We start from the raw sequence: 16782 nt of genomic DNA, 5'->3' as shown, positions 1-16782 counted from the left end.
CCCCGGACGGGGAACCCGCCGTACGGCCGGCTACGCGGCGCGGTCGTCCACCCGGAAACGGGGCAGCGAGTCGGGGTACTTCTCCTGGATGAACCTGACCATGTGCTCGCGGATGTCGCACTTGAGGTCCCACGCGCTGGGCGAGTCGGCGGCGCTCATCAGCGCGCGCAGTTCCACCAGGCCGTTGGGCAGGGTGTCGACGACCTGGAGGACCCAGTCCTTCTGGTCCCACAGCGGGTGTTCGCGCAGGGCGCTGTACAGCTCGGTGCGCAGTTCGTCCACCGGGACCGACCAGTCGACGCGGAGCATCACCGCGCCGATCACCCGGCTGCTGTGGCGGGTCCAGTTCTCGAAGGGGTTGGTGGTGAAGTAGGAGACCGGGAGCACCAGCCTGCGCTCGTCCCACAGGTGCAGCACCACGTAGGTGAGGCTGAGCTCCTCGATGCGGCCCCATTCGTCCTCGACCACCACGACGTCGTCGAGCCGGAGCGCGTCGCTGAAGGCGAGTTGCAGCCCGGCGAGCAGGTTGCCCAGGGTCGACTGGGCGGCGACACCGACGATCACGCCGGCGATTCCGGCGGAGGCCAGCAGCCCGGCGCCGAGCGCGCGCACCTGGGGGAAGGTGAAGAGCATCGCGCCCAGCGCCACCACGATGATCACCGCTGAGGCCACCCGGCGGACCAGGGTGATCTGGGTGCGGATGCGGCGGGCCCGCCGGTTGCGCTCGCCCTCGACGGTCACCAGCCGTTCCAGCACCACGTCGGTGACCGCGTAGGCGGCCTCGATGACCAGCCAGGAGACGACGCCGATCATGGTCAGGCCGAGCACCTGCTCGATGCCGTGGGCGAACGGTCCCTCGGCCATGTTCGGCTGGTAGACCGTCTTGACGGCCGCGACGACCGCCGTGGCCAGGGCCGGCCAGGCGCAGCGGCACACGAGCGGACCGGCGAGAACCCATTTCTCGCCGACCAGCCGCGACCGCAGTACCCGGCGCACCACCTCCACCGCGGCGGCGGCGACGATCACCGTGATGAGCATGATGATCCATCTGGACAAGATCGGCTTTCCTCCCGTCGTCGGTCCCCTCACGGGGGTTGCCCACGGGCCCGCCGCGTATTCAGAAGGACTCGTCGAATGTGACGTTCCCCTCAACGGCTATCTGGTAGGCCGAAACGCGCCGCTCGAAGAAGTTGGCGAGTTCCTGGACGTCCTGCAGCTCCATGAAGGCGAAGGGGTTGGCGGTGCCGTACCTGACGGGCAACCCGAGCCGGACCAGGCGCTGGTCGGCCACGTACTCAAGGTACTGCCGCATCCGGTCCACCTCCATCCCGGGCAGCCCGTCGCCGCACAGGTCGGCGGCGAAGGCCAGCTCGGCGGCCACCGCCTCCTCCAGCATCCGGGTGACCTGCCCGCCCAGCTCGTCGTCGAACAGTTCGGGCTCCTCTGCCCGTACGGTGTCCACCACGGAGAAGGCGAACTCCATGTGCATGGACTCGTCGCGGAACACCCAGTTGGTCCCGGTGGCCAGGCCGCCCAGCAGGCCCCGGGAGCGGAACCAGTAGACGTAGGCGAAGGCGCCGTAGAAGAACAGTCCCTCGATGCACGCGGCGAAGCAGATCAGGTTGAGCAGGAACGCCCGCCGGTCCTCGCGGGTCTCCAGGCGGTCCAGCCCGCCGAGCGAGTCGATCCACCGGAAGCAGAACTCGGCCTTGTCCCGGATCGAGGGTATGTGCTCGACCGCGGCGAAGGCCCGGACCCGCTCGTCGTGGTCGGGCAGGTAGGTGTCCAGCAGGGTCAGGTAGAACTGGACGTGCACCGCCTCCTCGAACAGCTGCCTGCTGAGGTACAGCCGCGCCTCGGGGGCGTTGACGTGCCGGTAGAGGTTGAGGACGAGGTTGTTGGCCACGATCGAGTCGCCGGTGGCGAAGAAGGCGACGAGCCGGTTGATCAGGTGGCGTTCCTCGGCCGTCATCCTGGCGAGGTCGGGCAGGTCGGAGGAGAGGTCCACCTCCTCCACGGTCCAGGTGTTGCGGATCGCGGCGCGGTAGCGCTCGTAGAAGTCCGGGTAGCGCATGGGGCGCAGCGTGAGGTCCATTCCGGGGTCGAGCAGCATCGGCGGAGCCCTCCGTGGGGTTCGGGTGAAGCGGGACGAGGAGACGCGCGACGGACGCGCGGCGATCCGGGCGCGGTGCCGGATCGGGGAAGCGGGACGCGGCGCGGGCGCCCGCGAGGGGACGCCCGCGCGGCGGGCGCTACTGGCAGGCCTCGCAGTACTCGGGGTTCTCCAGCGAGCAGGCGACGGCCTCCGGCTCGGGGACGGCCCTGGCCACGGTGGTCTGCGCGATCCGGGTGGCCGGACGGGACCGCAGGTAGTAGGTCGTCTTCAGGCCGGACTTCCAGGCGTAGGCGTACATCGAGGAGAGCTTGCCGATGGTCGGCGTGGCCATGAAGAGGTTCAGCGACTGCGACTGGTCGATGTACGGCATGCGCGCGGCGGCCAGGTCGATGAGCGCCTTCTGCGGCAGCTCCCAGGCGGTGCGGTAGAGCGCCCTGAGGTCGTCGGGCACGCCGGGGACGTCCTGGACGGAGCCGTCGGCCCGCTTGATCGCGTCGCGGATCTGCGGGGTCCACAGGCCGCGCTCGGCGAGGTCGCGGACCAGGTAGCGGTTGACCTGGAGGAACTCTCCCGAGAGGGTCTCGCGCTTGAAGACGTTGGAGACCTGGGGCTCGATGCACTCGTAGCAGCCGGCGATGGAGGCGATGGTCGCGGTGGGCGCGATCGCGATCATGAGCGAGTTGCGCAGGCCCGTCCCGGCGATCCTGGCCCGCAGCGCCGCCCACTCGGCCGACCGCCCGGCGCCGTAGTGGTCGGGGTGCAGCACGCCGCGGGCGGCGCGGGTCTCGTCGTAGGAGGGGTGGCGGCCCCGCTCGACGGCCAGGTCGGCGGAGGTGGCGTAGGCGGCGAGCGCGATCTCCTCGGAGATCCGGGTGGACAGCTCCAGCGCCTCCGGGGAGTCGAACGGCAGCCGCAGCGTGAAGAACACGTCGGCCAGGCCCATCAGGCCCAGCCCGATCGGCCGCCACCTGCGGTTGGCGGCCTCGGCCTCGGGGGTCGGGTAGAAGCCCAGGTCGATCGTGCGGTCCAGGAACCGTACGGCGGTGCGGACGGTGGCGCGCAGCCGCGCCCAGTCCATCCGCCCGCCGTCGAGGTGGGCGGCGAGGTTGATCGAGCCGAGGTTGCACACGGCCGTCTCGGCGTCGCTGGTGACCTCCAGGATCTCGGTGCAGAGGTTCGACAGGTGGATGACGTTCCCGGGGCGGGCCGTCTGGTTGGAGGTGCGGTTGGCGGCGTCCTTGAAGGTCATCCAGCCGTTGCCGGTCTGGGCGAGGGTGCGCATCATCCGGCCGTACAGGGCGCGGGCGGGGACCTGGCGGACGTAGCGGCCCTCGGCCTCGGCGGCGCGGTAGGCCGTGTCGAACGCCTCGCCGTACAGGTCGGTGAGGTGCGGGACCTCCCTGGGGTCGAACAGCGACCAGGTGCCGTCGGCCTCGACGCGGCGCATGAACTCGTCGGGGATCCAGTTGGCGAGGTTCAGGTTGTGCGTGCGGCGGGACTCCTCGCCGGTGTTGTCGCGCAGCTCCAGGAAGTCCTCGATGTCGGCGTGCCAGGTCTCCAGGTAGACGCAGGCCGCGCCCTTGCGGCGGCCGCCCTGGTTGACCGCGGCGACGCTCGCGTCCAGGGTGCGCAGCCACGGCACGACGCCGTTGGAGTGGCCGTTGGTGCCGCGGATCAGCGAGCCGCGTGAGCGGATCCGGGTCCAGGAGACGCCGATGCCCCCGGCGTACTTCGACAGCCGCGCGACCTGCCCGTACCGCTCGTAGATCGCCTCCAGCTCGTCGCGGGGCGAGTCGAGCAGGAAGCAGGAGGACAGCTGGGGCCGGCGCGCCCCGGAGTTGAACAGGGTGGGCGAACTGGGCAGGTAGGCCAGGGTGGACATGAGCCGGTACAGCTCGGCGGCCTCCTCGACCGTCTCCGACAGGCCGCACGCCACCCGCAGGAAGAAGTGCTGCGGGCGTTCCAGCACGCCGCGGGTCTCGGGGTGGCGCAGCAGGTAGCGGTCGTAGACCGTGCGCAGGCCGAAGTACTCGAACCGGGCGTCGGCGGCGTCGTCGACGAGGGCGTCCAGCTCGGCGGCGTGCGCCGCCACGAAGGCGGCCAGGCCGTCCTGCAGCAGCCCGGCGGCGTGGGCGGCGGCGACGGACCCGGCGAAGGTCCGCACGCCGTGGGCGGCGGCCTCGTCGGCGATCAGTCCGGCCAGCAGGCCGGCGGCGACCTTGGAGTTCTCCGGATCGGTGACCACCCGGGCGGCGGCCTCCTCGATGGCCAGCCGGCGGCCGGCCAGATCCTCGCGTGCCTGCCCGGTCTCTTCGGCGGCGTCGGCCACGATCGGTGCCACGTGCTTCTCCCTGGCGTGCTCGGTGCTTCCCTGTACGGCTCCCGCCGGGTGAGGGCACGCGTCGGAGAACGGTCCGCGGGCATGCCGGGCCGCCTCGTCCGCGGGCCCGCCCTCGAGGCCCTGGACATCTGTGCGGGAGAGACGGCCGCGCCGCGCGCCCCGGGGCCGCCTCGCGCGGCCCCCGGCACCCGGTCCGGTCCCCTCCCCCGTCGCCGGCAGGTCTTCGGACTCACGGGCGCCTGGCACATGCCTACTGGCCGTCGCTTCCCGGGCATGGCCCAGTGCTCACCTGACGGCGGTCGTTCCCGTTCACCGCTGCGGGGCAGCCCCGGATTCCCACCGGGTTCCCTCTTGCCTCGCCTTCACAGGAAGGCGAGCCGGCAACGACGAGGATCCTACATGTAGTGGCGGCGGACGCAACTACCCCAACAGGTTGTGGCGAAGGCTTTCAGCAAACCGAGATCACGGAGCACGTCCCGGGCCCGGTCGGTCTCGCCGGTCAGCCACTGGCGGAAGTCGTCGCCGCTGAGGTAGACCCGGCTCCAGCCCCTGGCCTCGCACATGGCCCGCCAGCGCGGCGAGGCGTCGAGGGCGTCGCACAGGGCCACGGCCCGGTCCCGGTCGTCCGGGCTCATGTCCCGCGGGCCGAACACCCCGCACCAGTCGGTGTACTCCAGCCGGACGTCCATCTCCATCAGCGTCGGCGCGTCGATCCCGGGGAGCCGGTCGGCGGAGGAGACCACCAGGGGCCGCAGGCGGCCCGCGGCGATCTCGCGCGTGAAGGAGCGCGCCGAGCCCAGGATCGCGGCCACCCGGCCGTCACGGAGCGCCTCGACGGCGTCGGCGGTGCCGGGGTACCCGGCGTACTGCAGCAGCCGGGCGTCCACCCCGAGGCATTTGGCGATCATGCCGTAGAGCACGTGGTCGGAGCCGCCCTCCAGGCGCCCGCCCATCACCAGCCCGCCCGGGTCGCGGCGCAGCAGCGCGGCGAGGTCCTCGAAGGAGCGCAGGCGGGAGCCGGGCAGGACGACCAGGGCCGCCCAGTCGCCGGCCAGCCGGGCCAGCGGGGTGGTGGAGTCGGCCACGGCGGCGGTGTCGGCGATCTCCGCCCCGGCCACCGCGGGCATCCCGGCGAGGAGCAGCCTCCCGGCGCGGGAGAACGGCTCGCGGGGGAACGGCCCGCGGGCGGACCGCTCCCGGGACGGCGGCCCGGCGAGCGCCGCCAGGGCGTCGCCCGCCGGGCCGTCCGGGTGGTTCTCCACCGTGGTCGCCCGCGCCAGCCCCTCCTCGTCCACGACCGCGGCCATGCCGCGGGCGAGGGGGTCCCAGTCGTGCCCGCGGCCCGCGGGCACGATGAGGGTCAGCCCGCCGGTGAACGGCCGGTCGGGGCCGCCGCAGCCGCCGCAGCCGCCGAGGACGGCGAGCCCGACGGCGAACGAGAAGAACCGCCTTCGGTGCACGACGCGCCCTCCCCCCGAGACCCCCGATACCTCAGGTTACACCTATGTCACTTTCTGTGACATATGGTGGGGTTGCCGGGAGGAGGAACGGCGGGGTCACTCCACGGTGACGCTCTTGGCGAGGTTGCGGGGCTTGTCGACGTCGCGGCCCAGCGCCACGGCGGCGTGGTAGGCCAGCAGCTGGAGCGGGATCGTCAGCAGGATCGGGTCCAGCTCGATCTCGTTCCTGGGCACCACCACGCAGTCGTCGGCCAGCTTCGGGTCGGCCGTACGGTGCCCGACCATGAGCACCCGGCCGCCGCGCGCCCGGATCTCGCCCAGCGTGGTGAGGTTCTTGTCCAGCAGCTCGTCGTCGGGGACGATCGCCACGGTCGGCGTCTCCGGGCCGATCAGCGCCAGCGGCCCGTGCTTGAGCTCGCTGGCCGGGTAGGCCTCGGCGTGCACGTAGGAGATCTCCTTGAGCTTCTGCGCGCCCTCGCGGGCCACCGGGTAGCCGCGGACCCGGCCCACGAACATCATGCTCGCCGCGTCGGCGTACTTGTCCGCCAGCTCCTTGATCTGCGGTTCCAGCGCGAGGATCTCCTCGATCTGGCGGGGCAGCCGGCGCAGGCCCTCGCAGATGCGGCGGCCGTCGGCCGGGGACAGGTCGCGCACCCGGCCCAGGTGCAGCGCGAGCAGCGCGAACGCCACGGCGGTCGAGGTGAACGCCTTGGTGCTGGCCACCGACACCTCGGGACCCGCGTGCAGGTACACGCCGCCGTCGCACTCGCGGGCGATCGCGCTGCCCACGGTGTTGACGATGCCGAGCACCCGCCCGCCCTTGCGCTTGAGCTCCTGGACGGCGGCGAGGGTGTCGTAGGTCTCCCCCGACTGGCTGATCGCCACGTACAGGGTGTCGGGCTCCACCACGGGGCTGCGGTAGCGGAACTCGCTGGCCGGCTCGGCGTCGGCCGGGATGCGCGCCAGCTCCTCGATGAGCTGGGCGCCGATCTGGCCGGAGTAGTAGGCGGACCCGCAGCCGATGATCTTCACGCGGCGGAACGACCGGCTCTCCCGCGCGTCCATGTTGAGGCCGCCCAGGTGGGCGATGTGGAAGCGGTCGTCGAGGCGGCCGCGCAGCGTGCGGGCCACCGTCTCGGGCTGCTCGGAGATCTCCTTGAGCAGGTAGTGCTCGTAGCCGCCGGTGTCGTAGTGGCCGGCCTCCCAGTCGACGGTCAGCGGCTCCTTGGCGGTCTCCCGCGCGTCGCCGCCGAACGTGGTGAAGCCGTCGGCCCGCAGCACCGCGAGCTCGCCGTCCTCCAGGTGGACCACCTGGCGGGTGTAGCGGACCAGGGCCGCGACGTCGGAGGCGGCGAACATCTCCTTCTCGCCGATGCCCAGCACGATCGGGCTGCCGTTGCGCGCCACGACCACCTCGCCGGGCCGCCGGGCGTCGATCACCGCGATGCCGTAGGTGCCGACGATCCGCTTGAGCGCGGTGCGGACCGCCTCCTCCAGCGAGTCGGACTCCTCGACGGTGCGGGCGATCAGGTGCGCCAGCACCTCGGTGTCGGTCTCGGAGACGAAGACCGCGCCGTCCGCCTCCAGTTTGGCGCGCAGCTCGTCGGCGTTCTCGATGACGCCGTTGTGCACGACCGCGACGCGCTCGTCGGTGGACAGGTGGGGGTGGGCGTTGGCGTCGCTGGGCGCGCCGTGGGTGGCCCAGCGGGTGTGCCCGATGCCCAGGGTCCCCTTGAAGCGCGCGGGCACGACGGCGGCCAGGTCGCCCACCCGGCCCTTGACCTTGCGCATCTTCAGGCCCTTGTTGGAGACCACCAGGCCGGCCGAGTCGTAGCCGCGGTGCTCCAGCCGCGCGAGACCCTCCAGCAGAATCGGCGCCGCGTCCTTAGGCCCCACGTAGGCCACGATCCCGCACATGTGTCCGCTCCTTACCCGTAGACGATCCGGCGCAGCTGGCGCAGGGTGAGTTGGGGTGCCGCGACGCGCCGGGCGGGCAGCTCGGCGGCGATCCGGGGGAAGATCTGGTCGTTGACCAGCCCCTTGGCCTTGAGCTCGGCGTGACGGCGCCGGACGAACTCCTCGACGGGCTCGGAGAAGTAGGCCAGCACGTCCGCCACGACCCGCGCCGCCTCGCCCGGGCCGAGGGAGCTCGTCCGGACCAGGTGGGTAATCAGCTCCTCATGGGACTGCCATGCCGCGGCCACAGGGCAGGACCATACGCATAATCAACGTCAATTACCAATTTTCCTGCCCGGTTTCGGGCAGAGATCCCGCCCTCAGCCGTACGGCGCCCGCACCCTGGGACGGTGAGTAGTCTCTCATAACCCTGGGTAGCCAACTGGCCGGAGGAACACCATGCGCCGTCTGACGGGCCCCGCCGTCCTTGCCGCCCTGACCCTGCTGGTCCCGCCGCCCCCGGCGGGAGCGTCGTCCCCGGCCGGCCGGCAGGCGGCCTTCGCCCGGGCCGCGCTGAGGTACGGCGTGCCGGAGAGCGTGCTGCTGGCGGTCTCCTACCTGGAATCCCGGTGGGACGCCCACGACGGCCTGCCCAGCGTGTCGGCGGGTTACGGCCCGATGCACCTGGTCGACCCCTCCGCGGGCGCCATGGCGGCCGCGGCCGCCACGCAACCGGCCGGGGACGCCGGGGACACGGCGCACCCGTCCGGAGACGCGGCCCGGGAGTCCGTCGGGGACGAGCGGGCCGCCGCGCCGCGGGCCGTACCGCCCGCCGACACCCTGCACCGGGCCGCGGAGTTGACCGGCCTCGCCCCCGCCGAGCTCCGCCGGGACCCCTCGGCCAACATCCTGGGCGGCGCCGCGCTGCTGGCCGACCACCAGCGGCGCGCCGGCGGGCGGCCCGGGGCGGACCCGGCGGGCTGGTACGGCGCGGTGGCCCGCTACTCCGGCGCCACGGACGCCGGGACCGCCGCGGCGTTCGCCGACGAGGTGTACGCGACGATCCGTTCCGGCGCCGCGCGGGTGACCGACGACGGCGAGCGGGTGGTCCTGCCCGCCGACCCCGCCGCGACGCCGGAGCGGGGGCCCGGGGAGACCGGACTGCCCGCCGCCCCGGCGTCCACCGCCCCCGACTGCCCGCCCGCCCTGGCCTGCGAGTGGCTCCCGGCCGCCTACCGGCGGCTGAGGAAGGGCGGCCACGGCAACCACGACCGCTACCCGGGGACCCGCCCGATCGACTACATCGTCATCCACGACGGGGAGTCGCCCTACGACGTCATGACCCGGCTGGTCAAGGACCCCACCTACGTGAGCTGGCACTTCACCCTGCGCTCCAGCGACGGCCACATCGCCCAGCACCTGCGGGCCGACGACGTCGGCTGGCACGCGGGCAACTGGTACTTCAACTCCCGCTCCATCGGCCTGGAGCACGAGGGCTACCTCGCCAGGGGGGGCGCCTGGTACACCGAGGCGATGTACCGGGCCTCGGCCCGCCTGGTCCGCTACCTCGCCCGCAAGTACGACGTCCCCTTAGACCGGGCGCACATCCTCGGCCACGACAACGTGCCCGGCGCCACCCCGGCGACGGTGCAGGGCATGCACGAGGACCCCGGCCCCTACTGGGACTGGGACCACTACTTCACGCTGCTCGGCAGCCCGCTGACCGGTGTCCGCGGCCGGGAGGTCTCCCTCGTCTCGGCGGCGGCCGGGGCGCGCCCGGCGAACTCGGCGCGCTCCGTGATGATCAAGCCCGACTACGCCGCCAACACGTCCTTCTTCAGCGGCTGCGCCAAGTCGGGCCGGTGCCGCCGCGGGTCCGGAACGGTCTGGCTGCACGTCCGCCCCTCCCCCGCCTCGCCGCTGGTCCGCGACATCGGCAAGCACCCCACCGGCGCGTCCACCTACAGCGTGTACGACCACGCGGGACGGGCCTCCACCGGCCAGCGTTACGCCTTCGCCGGCCGCCGCGGCGACTGGACCGCGATCTGGTACCTCGGGCAGCGGGCCTGGTTCTACGACCCGGCGGGGGCCCGCAGGTCCGTGCCCGCCTCCGGCCCCCTGGTGACGCCCCGCCCCGGCCTCGCCTCCGTCAAGGTGTACGGCAGGGCCTACCCGGAGGCGTCGGCCTACCCGCCGGGCATACCGGTGCAGCAGCCGGCCCCCCTGCAGTACACCCTCCCGGCCGGGCAGTTCTACAGCCTCGGCCTGACCCGCCGCGCCTCCTACCTCCACACGGGCGGCTTCTCCCCGGCGTCCCACCGCGTCATCGCGGGCCGGACGCGCTACCACCAGATCCAGTTCGGCCACCGGGTCATGTTCGTCCGGGCGGAGGACGTCACGGTGGTGCCCGGCTGAGGGCCGCGCGACAGGGCCCGGGGCGCCCCGGGTCCGGCCGGGAGCCACCCGGAAATCCGCGCTCCGCCCCCCGATCATCGCCTGGTTGTCCCCCGGTTGCGCGCAAGCACGCTCCGGAGGCGCTAGAGTTTTCTCGTGCCCCGGACGACAGGCCGGGGAGCACGCGGAAGTGGCTCAGTGGTAGAGCATCACCTTGCCAAGGTGAGGGTCGCGGGTTCGAATCCCGTCTTCCGCTCGGCAGACCCTCAGGGGTCTGACTGGTGGAGTGGCCGAGAGGCGAGGCAACGGCCTGCAAAGCCGTGTACACGGGTTCAAATCCCGTCTCCACCTCGGCGCGCGGACGCCGGACCCGCGAGGATCCGGTAAAGTAGCGCATGTGTCCCGGCCCGCAAGCCGGGGAGCACGCGGAAGTGGCTCAGTGGTAGAGCATCACCTTGCCAAGGTGAGGGTCGCGGGTTCGAATCCCGTCTTCCGCTCTGGTTTTCCGAGGACGATTAGCTCAGCGGGAGAGCGCTTCCCTGACACGGAAGAGGTCACTGGTTCAATCCCAGTATCGTCCACCGACAGAGATCCCCGGGTCCCCGACCCGGGGATCTCTTCGTTCTCCCGGCCGTTCCCGCCGCCGATCACCCGCTTCGGACCTGCCGTTCCTGCCGTCCCGCCGCGGTTCTCCTTCCGGGTTCCCCGCGTTTCCGGTACGCGCCGGAGATCGGCAGGAGGCAGCATCGGTACATAACCCAGAATCCACTCATCGCTTATGCTCTTTTGACCATCGCGAAAGGGGCGAGCCTGTGCTGCGTGTGGTGGTCGATCCGGAGGTACCCGCGGACGTCGCCGACCTCATGCGGCGGAACGGCCCGCTGCTCTCCCGCTACCGGACCGGCTGGAACCCCGAGCCGAGCGGTCCGCGCGTCCCCGTCGCCGCCCTGATCCCCCTCGGGGCGCTGACGGTCCTGACGGTCCTCGTCACGCTGCTCACCGGCGCGACCGGGCTGTTCCTGGCCACCCTCTGCACCGTCTACCTGATGGTCCTCGCCTGCGTCCACCTCGCCAGGAAGCCCCTGCCGGCCGACTCGGTGGAGCGCGTGCTGTACCGGCACTCGCGGCTGTACCAGGGCCGATTCCTGGTCCTGGAGGACTTCGACGTCCCCTCGCGGGCCCTGCTCGGCCGGGTGCAGCAGGCGATCGACCGCATCATGGGCTCGCGGGTCAACGCCATGGGCATGCTCGACAGCGTGCGCAACTCGGTGATGCTGCCCGCCGAGGAATGGGAGATCGCCCGGCTGCTGACCAAGCTGTCGGCCCTGCGGGCCAGGCACCGCCACCTGGCCCGCGGCGGCCGGACGCCGGAGGTGGCCGCCGCCATGGCGCCGCTGGAGCGGGCGCTGGCCGCCAGCGAGGCCGCCGTCGTCGCCCGCGTCGAGGCCCTGGAGCGCTACGCCCGCCACGTGGCGCGGGCCGACCGCGCGCTGGCGTCGCGGGGGCAGATCGAGGCCCTGCTCGCCCACCTGCCGGAGTACGAGCAGCTCGTCGCGGAGACGGGCGCCGCCCGCTTCTCCGCGCCGGAGATCGGCACCCTGAGCGAGGACGCCGCCCGGCTGCAGCAGGCGCTGCGCGACAGCGTCCGCTCCGCCCACGAGGCGTTCCGGTATCTCGAAGGCTGACCGGCGTCCCGGCGGCCGAGGCGGACGAGACGATCCCCACCGTGCGAAGGGAGTGAGCCCGTGCAGCGGGTGACGGTCGACCCGGAGGTGCCGGCGGAGGTGGCCGAGCTGTTCCGCCGGAACGCCCGGCTGCTGTCCCGGGTCAGGGCCGGCTGGCAGCCCGCCCCCGTACCGGCCCGCGAGGAACGCAAGGCCCGCGCGCCCAAGGTCCGCGTCGTCGTCCTGTCGGGCGTCCTGCTGGGCCTGCTCGCCATGAACATCGGGCGGCTCCCCTTCTTCCTGATCGGGATGCTCGCCTTCGTGGCGCTGATCGGCACGCTCGCCTCCCAGCAGTTCCCCGAGGGCGGCGAGGAGGATGACGACGCCGACGACCACGAGATCGCCCGGCACGCCCACTGGTACGAGGGCCGCTACCTCCTGCCCGAGGACTTCGACGACGCCGCCGGGCCGCTGCTGGAGCGGACCGGGCAGGCCGTCGACACCGTCATGCGCTCGCGGGTCAACGCCCTGGGCATGCTCGACGACGTGCGCAACTCGGTGATGCTGCCCGCCGAGGAGTGGCAGATCGCCCGGCTGCTGGCCAAGCTGTCGGCGCTGCGCGGCGAGCACCGCGACCTGCTGTACGGCGGCGGCACCCCGGAGGTGGCCGCCGCCATGGCGCCGCTGGAGCGGGCGCTGTCCGCCAGCGAGGCCGCCGTCGTCGCCCGCGTCGAGGCCCTGGAACGTTACGCCCGCCATGTGACCGAGGCCGAGCGGGCGCTGCGCGCCCACGAGCAGATCGAGCTGCTGCGGGAGCGCCTCCCCCGCTACGAGGAGCTCCTGGCCGAGACCGGCGCCGACTCGGCGGCCGTACCGGAGATCGACCGGCTGGCCGGGGACGCCGGGCGGCTGGAGCGGGCGCTGCGCGACAGCGTCCGCTCCGCGCACGAGGCGTTCCGCCACCTCGACGGGCCGCCCGGGGACGGGCCGCCCGTTCTCGGATGATTCGTCTGGGTATGGTCACCGCATGACGGAACAACCGGTGCTGGTCTACGACGGCGACTGCGGCTTCTGCACATCCTGCGTCCGGTTCGCCGAGCGCCGGATCGGGCTCCGGGCCCGTGCCGTACCCCTGCAGACGGCCGACCTGGCCGCGCTCGGCGCCACCCGGGAGCGCGCCGAGCACGAGGTGCTGTGGGCCGAGGACGGCAGGCTGTACGGTGGGGCGCAGGCCGTCGCCAGGCTGCTGGTCTCCGCGGGCCCGCCGTGGAGCGCCGCGGGGTCCCTGATGCGCCTCCCCCTGCTGCGGCAGGTGGCGGGGTGGGGCTACCGGCTCGTCTCCGCCAACCGCGGCCGCCTGCCCGGCGGCACCCCCGCCTGCTCCGTACCGGAGGTACACCGATGACCGTCCTGCTCACCGGTTTCGAGCCGTTCGACGGCGACACCGTCAACCCCTCGTGGGAGGCGGTCGGCCTCGTCCCCGGGGTGCGGGCCGTACAGGTGCCGTGCGTGTTCGGCGCGGCGGTGGAGCGGCTGCGGGAGGCCGTCGCCGAACACGACCCCCGGGTGGTCGTCTGCGTCGGGCAGGCCGGCGGCCGGGCCGACGTGACGGTCGAGCGGGTGGCCGTCAACCTCGACGACGCCCGCATCCCCGACAACGCCGGGCGGCAGCCGATCGACGAGCCGGTGGTGCGCGGCGGGCCCGCCGCCTACTTCGCCACGCTGCCGGTGAAGGCGTGCGTGGCCGCGGCCCGGGCCGTCGGGGTGCCGGCGAGCGTGTCGCAGAGCGCCGGGACGTTCGTCTGCAACCACCTCTTCTACGGCCTGATGCACCTGATCGCCACCGAGCGGCCCGACATCCGCGGCGGGTTCGTGCACGTGCCGTTCGCCCCCGGGCAGGTCGCCGACCGGGCCGCGCCGTCCATGCCGCCGGCCCTGGTCGCCGAGGCGCTGACCGCGATCGTGACCGCCGCCTCGTCCATGGACGGCGACCTGCGCCTGGTCGGCGGCTCCCTGCACTGACGGCGCAGGCCCCGGAGTCAGAGCGGAACGCCGTACACCGCGCGGCGGCGCGCGAACTCGGTCACGCTCCACAGCGTCCCGCGCTCGCGGACGCAGGTGAGGTCCTCCGGGCCCACCGGGTAGGACCGCCTGGTGACCGTGTCGCCGGCCACGATCAGGACGCCGTTGCGCGTCGAGCCGGCCGCCTGGCTGAGATACCAGGTGCCGCCGTGGGAGAGCGCGCCCTGGATCCTGGGCTCGGGCAGCAGGTAGGCGTCCTGGGCCGCGGCGACGCCGCCCGCGTCGGCGCGCAGCCCGCCGCCGGGCGCGAGCGGCCAGCGGGCCACCCTGCCGGGCGTGCCGGGGGCGTCGACGTACTCGCCGCCGACCAGGGTGTGCACCGGGCCCGTCCGGTCGACGGAGGCGAAGGAGAACCGGGCGTCGCCCGTCGCGGTCCAGGCGCCGGTCTGCGGCATCACGTAGCGGTAGCCGAAGGCGTTGTAGGTCGCGCCCTTCCTGCCGATGGTGGTCTTGGAGTCGCCGTTCACCTCGTAGATGTGCCGGGTGTCGAAGACGCGCAGGCCGCGGCCGGTGTCGGCGACGTACAGCAGGTCGCCGTACCAGGCGACGCCGCCGGCGTGGATGTCGATGGGGGCGATCCCGCCGTCGGGCCGGGCCGTCACGAGCAGGACGTGCCGGTAGCGCAGCGCCGCGGCGTCGAGGAAGGACAGCCGGACGCCGCGCTCGGGCTCGTTCGCCGGCTTGAAGTACCAGCTCACCACGAACACGTCACCACGGGTCCCTGCGTCGGAGGAGCTGGTCAGGCCCTGCGGGTACCAGTCGGTGGCGGCGTTGTCGGCGTCGTCGAAGCAGTACCAGTCCACCGGCCGGGGCCGCATGCCGGTGAACGCCCCGGCGCCGGACGCCCCCTTCCTGACGGCGACCCGGTTGGCCTTGGCCAGGACGGTGGCGAGGGGCACGCGGTCGAGCCGCTCGCCCAGCGCGCGGGCGCCGGCCGGCAGGTCGCCGTCGTTCCGCCTCAGCTCGAACGGCTCCACGGCCGTGGTCTTCATCGCACTCATGGGGGGGGCGTTCCTCCTCCGGTCGCCGCCGGGCCCGGCGGGTCGAGACGTGGAGTTCACGAGTATGCCGAGATCCGGATCATTCGGAAGCCCCCCTGTCCCGAAGCCCCCTGCCCCGGGGCCCTGACGGCCGGATCCGCGCGCCGCGAGTGGCCTGCCGACGGCCGCGGGGACCCGGAGCGGCGGCGGAGGGCGTCACAGCGGCCAGGTGTGCACCGGCTCCCCGGTCAGCGCCAGCTCCTGGTAGCGGGTCACCATGCGCGCCCGCGCCGCCGGGTCGGTGCCCAGCTCGGCGAGCTTCTCACGCTGCCAGACCGCGCCGGTACGGCGCCGCCCGGCGCGTTCCCGGATGACGTCGAGCGCCCGCTCCGCCTCCCGCGCCTCGACGCCGGCCCGCGCCAGGCCGTCCGCGGCCACGGGCAGCAGGTCCTCGACGAGCCGGTGCGCGGGGACCTCCCCGTCCCGGCCCGGCCAGGACATCGGGGCGTCCAGGCCGCTGATCGCGGCGCGGTAGAAGTTGCGGTAGGCGCCGGCGAAGGGTGACTCGTGCACCGGCTCGTCGGCCATCGCCAGGGTGAGGCCGAGCATGAAGGCGGCGTTGGCCACCATGTCGGCGGGGGTCGGCCCGGCGGGCAGCGCCCGCATCTCCACCCGCAGGTGGCCGCCGTCGGCCGGGTCGTAGACGGGCCGGTTCCACAGCCACACCATGCCCTGGTGCAGCCGGAGCTCGGCCAGCTCCGGGGCCCCGCCCGCGGTGTCCGGGGCGTCGGTGAGCACCGGCACCACCGGCTCGTACTCGCGGACGCACATCTCGAACAGCTCCTCGGCGCCGCCGACCCACCCGGAGCCGAAGGCCACCCGCCGGTCCCTGCGGTCGAGCCGCTCGACGTCGCGGTCGTCGGCCGCCTCCTCGAACAGGGCGATCCTGGTCTCCTCCCACAGCCGCCTGCCCAGGAAGCCGGGCGAGTTGCCGCTGACCGCGAGGACCGGGCCGACGGCGAGCTGGGCGGCGTTGTAGACGCGGGCGAAGTCGGCCGGGGCCGTACGCAGGTGGACCTGCCAGGAGGTGTTGGCGCTCTCCAGGATGACGCCCTCGACCTCCAGTTCCAGCTCCTCGGCGCCGCTGATGCGCACCCGGAACGGCTCGGCGCGCAGCCGGCGCATGCCCCGGGTCATCGCCCGGTAGCGGGCCTCGTCGCTGAGCGCCTCGTGGGTGAAGTCGAACTCGCTGAGGGAGGGCAGGATCCCGATCGCCACGGACCGGCCGCCCTGCGCCGCCGCGGCCTTGTCCACCAGGTCCATGGTCTCGCGCAGCTCGGCGGCCATCGCGGTGAAGGGCCGCCCGGCGAGCGGCAGCGGGGTCAGGTTGACCTCCAGGTTGAACCGGCCCAGCTCCGACACCAGCCGGCCGTCGGCCGCGGCCTCGCGCACCTCCCGGTTGCGGTGGAGCGGCCGCCCGTCGGGGGTGGTGAGGAACAGCTCCAGCTCGGCACCGATGGTCAGCGGGCCCTCGCCGAAGCCGGGCCGGGCCAGCGTCTCACGCAGCGTGGCCACCTGTTCCGCCAGCCGCTCGCCGAAGCGGACGAACTCCGCCTCGGAGAACCGGTCCTTGTCGAGTTGCTGGCCCATCGCACCATCCGATCAGTTGGTCCTCGTGACCCCCTCCTACTCTCCCAGGTGAGGGCTTCTAATCAGCCGAGCGGGTGGGGGATGGATCACAATCCGCGACGGGGGCGGGCGGCTCACCGCGGCCCGGCGGCGTCCGCACCGGCCACCCGCCGGTCACCCGGCGGTCGCATCGGACGGGGACGGGGTCGCGCCGGGTTTC

General features: G+C 73.3%; 13 protein-coding genes, 4 tRNA genes and 1 riboswitch. Of the genes, 9 read left to right on the top strand and 8 right to left on the bottom strand.

What is annotated here, in order from left to right; genetic code table 11:
• Positions 1–30: 30 nt before the first annotated feature.
• The 6 genes from HDA43_RS30005 to HDA43_RS29980 all read right to left on the bottom strand — a co-directional run bounded on the left by HDA43_RS30005 (position 31) and on the right by HDA43_RS29980 (position 8121).
• Positions 31–1056 (bottom strand): mechanosensitive ion channel family protein, encoded by a 1026-nt coding sequence (locus HDA43_RS30005; RefSeq protein WP_179827618.1) that lies wholly within the window; start codon positions 1054–1056, stop codon positions 31–33.
• A gap of 61 nt (positions 1057–1117) precedes the next feature.
• Positions 1118–2113: a ribonucleotide-diphosphate reductase subunit beta gene (locus tag HDA43_RS30000; protein ID WP_179827617.1), complete on the bottom strand. Its 996-nt coding sequence runs from the start codon at positions 2111–2113 to the stop codon at positions 1118–1120.
• A gap of 139 nt (positions 2114–2252) precedes the next feature.
• A complete protein-coding gene (locus tag HDA43_RS29995; RefSeq protein WP_312873611.1) occupies positions 2253–4457 on the bottom strand; it encodes a ribonucleoside-diphosphate reductase subunit alpha in 2205 nt (734 codons plus the stop codon).
• 197 nt (positions 4458–4654) lie between these two features.
• Positions 4655–4854, bottom strand: a riboswitch (cobalamin riboswitch).
• A complete protein-coding gene (locus HDA43_RS29990; protein WP_179827616.1) occupies positions 4853–5917 on the bottom strand; it encodes a Bug family tripartite tricarboxylate transporter substrate binding protein in 1065 nt (354 codons plus the stop codon). It overlaps the preceding riboswitch by 2 nt.
• A gap of 96 nt (positions 5918–6013) precedes the next feature.
• Positions 6014–7834, bottom strand: a complete 1821-nt coding sequence (gene glmS / locus HDA43_RS29985; RefSeq protein ID WP_179827615.1) for a glutamine--fructose-6-phosphate transaminase (isomerizing) — start codon at positions 7832–7834, stop codon at positions 6014–6016.
• An 11-nt stretch (positions 7835–7845) separates the two neighbouring features.
• Positions 7846–8121 (bottom strand): hypothetical protein, encoded by a 276-nt coding sequence (locus HDA43_RS29980; protein WP_179827613.1) that lies wholly within the window; start codon positions 8119–8121, stop codon positions 7846–7848.
• Between the two features lie 151 nt (positions 8122–8272).
• Here HDA43_RS29980 and HDA43_RS29975 point away from each other — a divergent pair, with 151 nt between their 5' ends.
• The 9 genes from HDA43_RS29975 (at position 8273) to pcp (ending at position 13893) form a co-directional block, all read left to right on the top strand.
• Positions 8273–10228, top strand: a complete 1956-nt coding sequence (locus HDA43_RS29975) for an N-acetylmuramoyl-L-alanine amidase (protein WP_179827611.1) — start codon at positions 8273–8275, stop codon at positions 10226–10228.
• A gap of 163 nt (positions 10229–10391) precedes the next feature.
• Positions 10392–10463: transfer RNA gene (locus tag HDA43_RS29970), tRNA-Gly, on the top strand.
• Positions 10464–10487: 24 nt separating this feature from the next.
• A tRNA-Cys gene (locus HDA43_RS29965) sits at positions 10488–10558 on the top strand.
• A 74-nt stretch (positions 10559–10632) separates the two neighbouring features.
• Positions 10633–10704: transfer RNA gene (locus tag HDA43_RS29960), tRNA-Gly, on the top strand.
• A 12-nt stretch (positions 10705–10716) separates the two neighbouring features.
• Positions 10717–10788: transfer RNA gene (locus HDA43_RS29955), tRNA-Val, on the top strand.
• Between the two features lie 231 nt (positions 10789–11019).
• The gene (locus HDA43_RS29950; protein ID WP_218912683.1) at positions 11020–11892 is read left to right on the top strand and encodes a hypothetical protein; all 873 of its coding nucleotides are present in this window, start codon (positions 11020–11022) and stop codon (positions 11890–11892) included.
• Between the two features lie 60 nt (positions 11893–11952).
• Positions 11953–12876, top strand: a complete 924-nt coding sequence (locus HDA43_RS29945) for a hypothetical protein (protein WP_312873610.1) — start codon at positions 11953–11955, stop codon at positions 12874–12876.
• A gap of 22 nt (positions 12877–12898) precedes the next feature.
• Entirely contained in the window at positions 12899–13276 is a 378-nt protein-coding gene (locus tag HDA43_RS29940) for a thiol-disulfide oxidoreductase DCC family protein (RefSeq protein ID WP_179827609.1), read from the top strand.
• Entirely contained in the window at positions 13273–13893 is a 621-nt protein-coding gene (gene pcp, locus HDA43_RS29935; RefSeq protein ID WP_179827607.1) for a pyroglutamyl-peptidase I, read from the top strand. The genes HDA43_RS29940 and pcp overlap by 4 nt, the downstream gene beginning before the upstream one ends.
• Positions 13894–13910: 17 nt before the next feature.
• Here pcp and HDA43_RS29930 read toward each other — a convergent pair whose 3' ends face one another.
• Together HDA43_RS29930 and HDA43_RS29925 are read right to left on the bottom strand one after the other, a co-directional pair.
• Entirely contained in the window at positions 13911–14954 is a 1044-nt protein-coding gene (locus tag HDA43_RS29930) for a hypothetical protein (protein ID WP_179827605.1), read from the bottom strand.
• 195 nt (positions 14955–15149) lie between these two features.
• Positions 15150–16583 (bottom strand): glutamate--cysteine ligase family protein, encoded by a 1434-nt coding sequence (locus HDA43_RS29925; protein ID WP_179827604.1) that lies wholly within the window; start codon positions 16581–16583, stop codon positions 15150–15152.
• Between the last annotated feature and the right edge of the window lie 199 nt (positions 16584–16782).

The sequence above is a fragment of the Streptosporangium sandarakinum genome (genome assembly GCF_013409935.1).
GTDB classification, from domain to species: domain Bacteria; phylum Actinomycetota; class Actinomycetes; order Streptosporangiales; family Streptosporangiaceae; genus Streptosporangium; species Streptosporangium nondiastaticum.
The sequence above is the reverse complement of the archived record's forward strand: the minus strand, read 5'-3'. Positions and strand labels throughout refer to the sequence as shown.

Excerpts from the sequence above, each read along its gene's own strand:
- HDA43_RS30000 (WP_179827617.1), bottom strand. The coding sequence starts at position 2,113 with ATGCTGCTCGACCCCGGAATGGACCTCACGCTGCGCCCCATGCGCTAC.
- glmS (WP_179827615.1), bottom strand. The coding sequence starts at position 7,834 with ATGTGCGGGATCGTGGCCTACGTGGGGCCTAAGGACGCGGCGCCGATT.
- HDA43_RS29975 (WP_179827611.1), top strand. The coding sequence starts at position 8,273 with ATGCGCCGTCTGACGGGCCCCGCCGTCCTTGCCGCCCTGACCCTGCTG.
- HDA43_RS29940 (WP_179827609.1), top strand. The coding sequence starts at position 12,899 with ATGACGGAACAACCGGTGCTGGTCTACGACGGCGACTGCGGCTTCTGC.
- pcp (WP_179827607.1), top strand. The coding sequence starts at position 13,273 with ATGACCGTCCTGCTCACCGGTTTCGAGCCGTTCGACGGCGACACCGTC.
- HDA43_RS29930 (WP_179827605.1), bottom strand. The coding sequence starts at position 14,954 with ATGAGTGCGATGAAGACCACGGCCGTGGAGCCGTTCGAGCTGAGGCGG.
- HDA43_RS29925 (WP_179827604.1), bottom strand. The coding sequence starts at position 16,583 with ATGGGCCAGCAACTCGACAAGGACCGGTTCTCCGAGGCGGAGTTCGTC.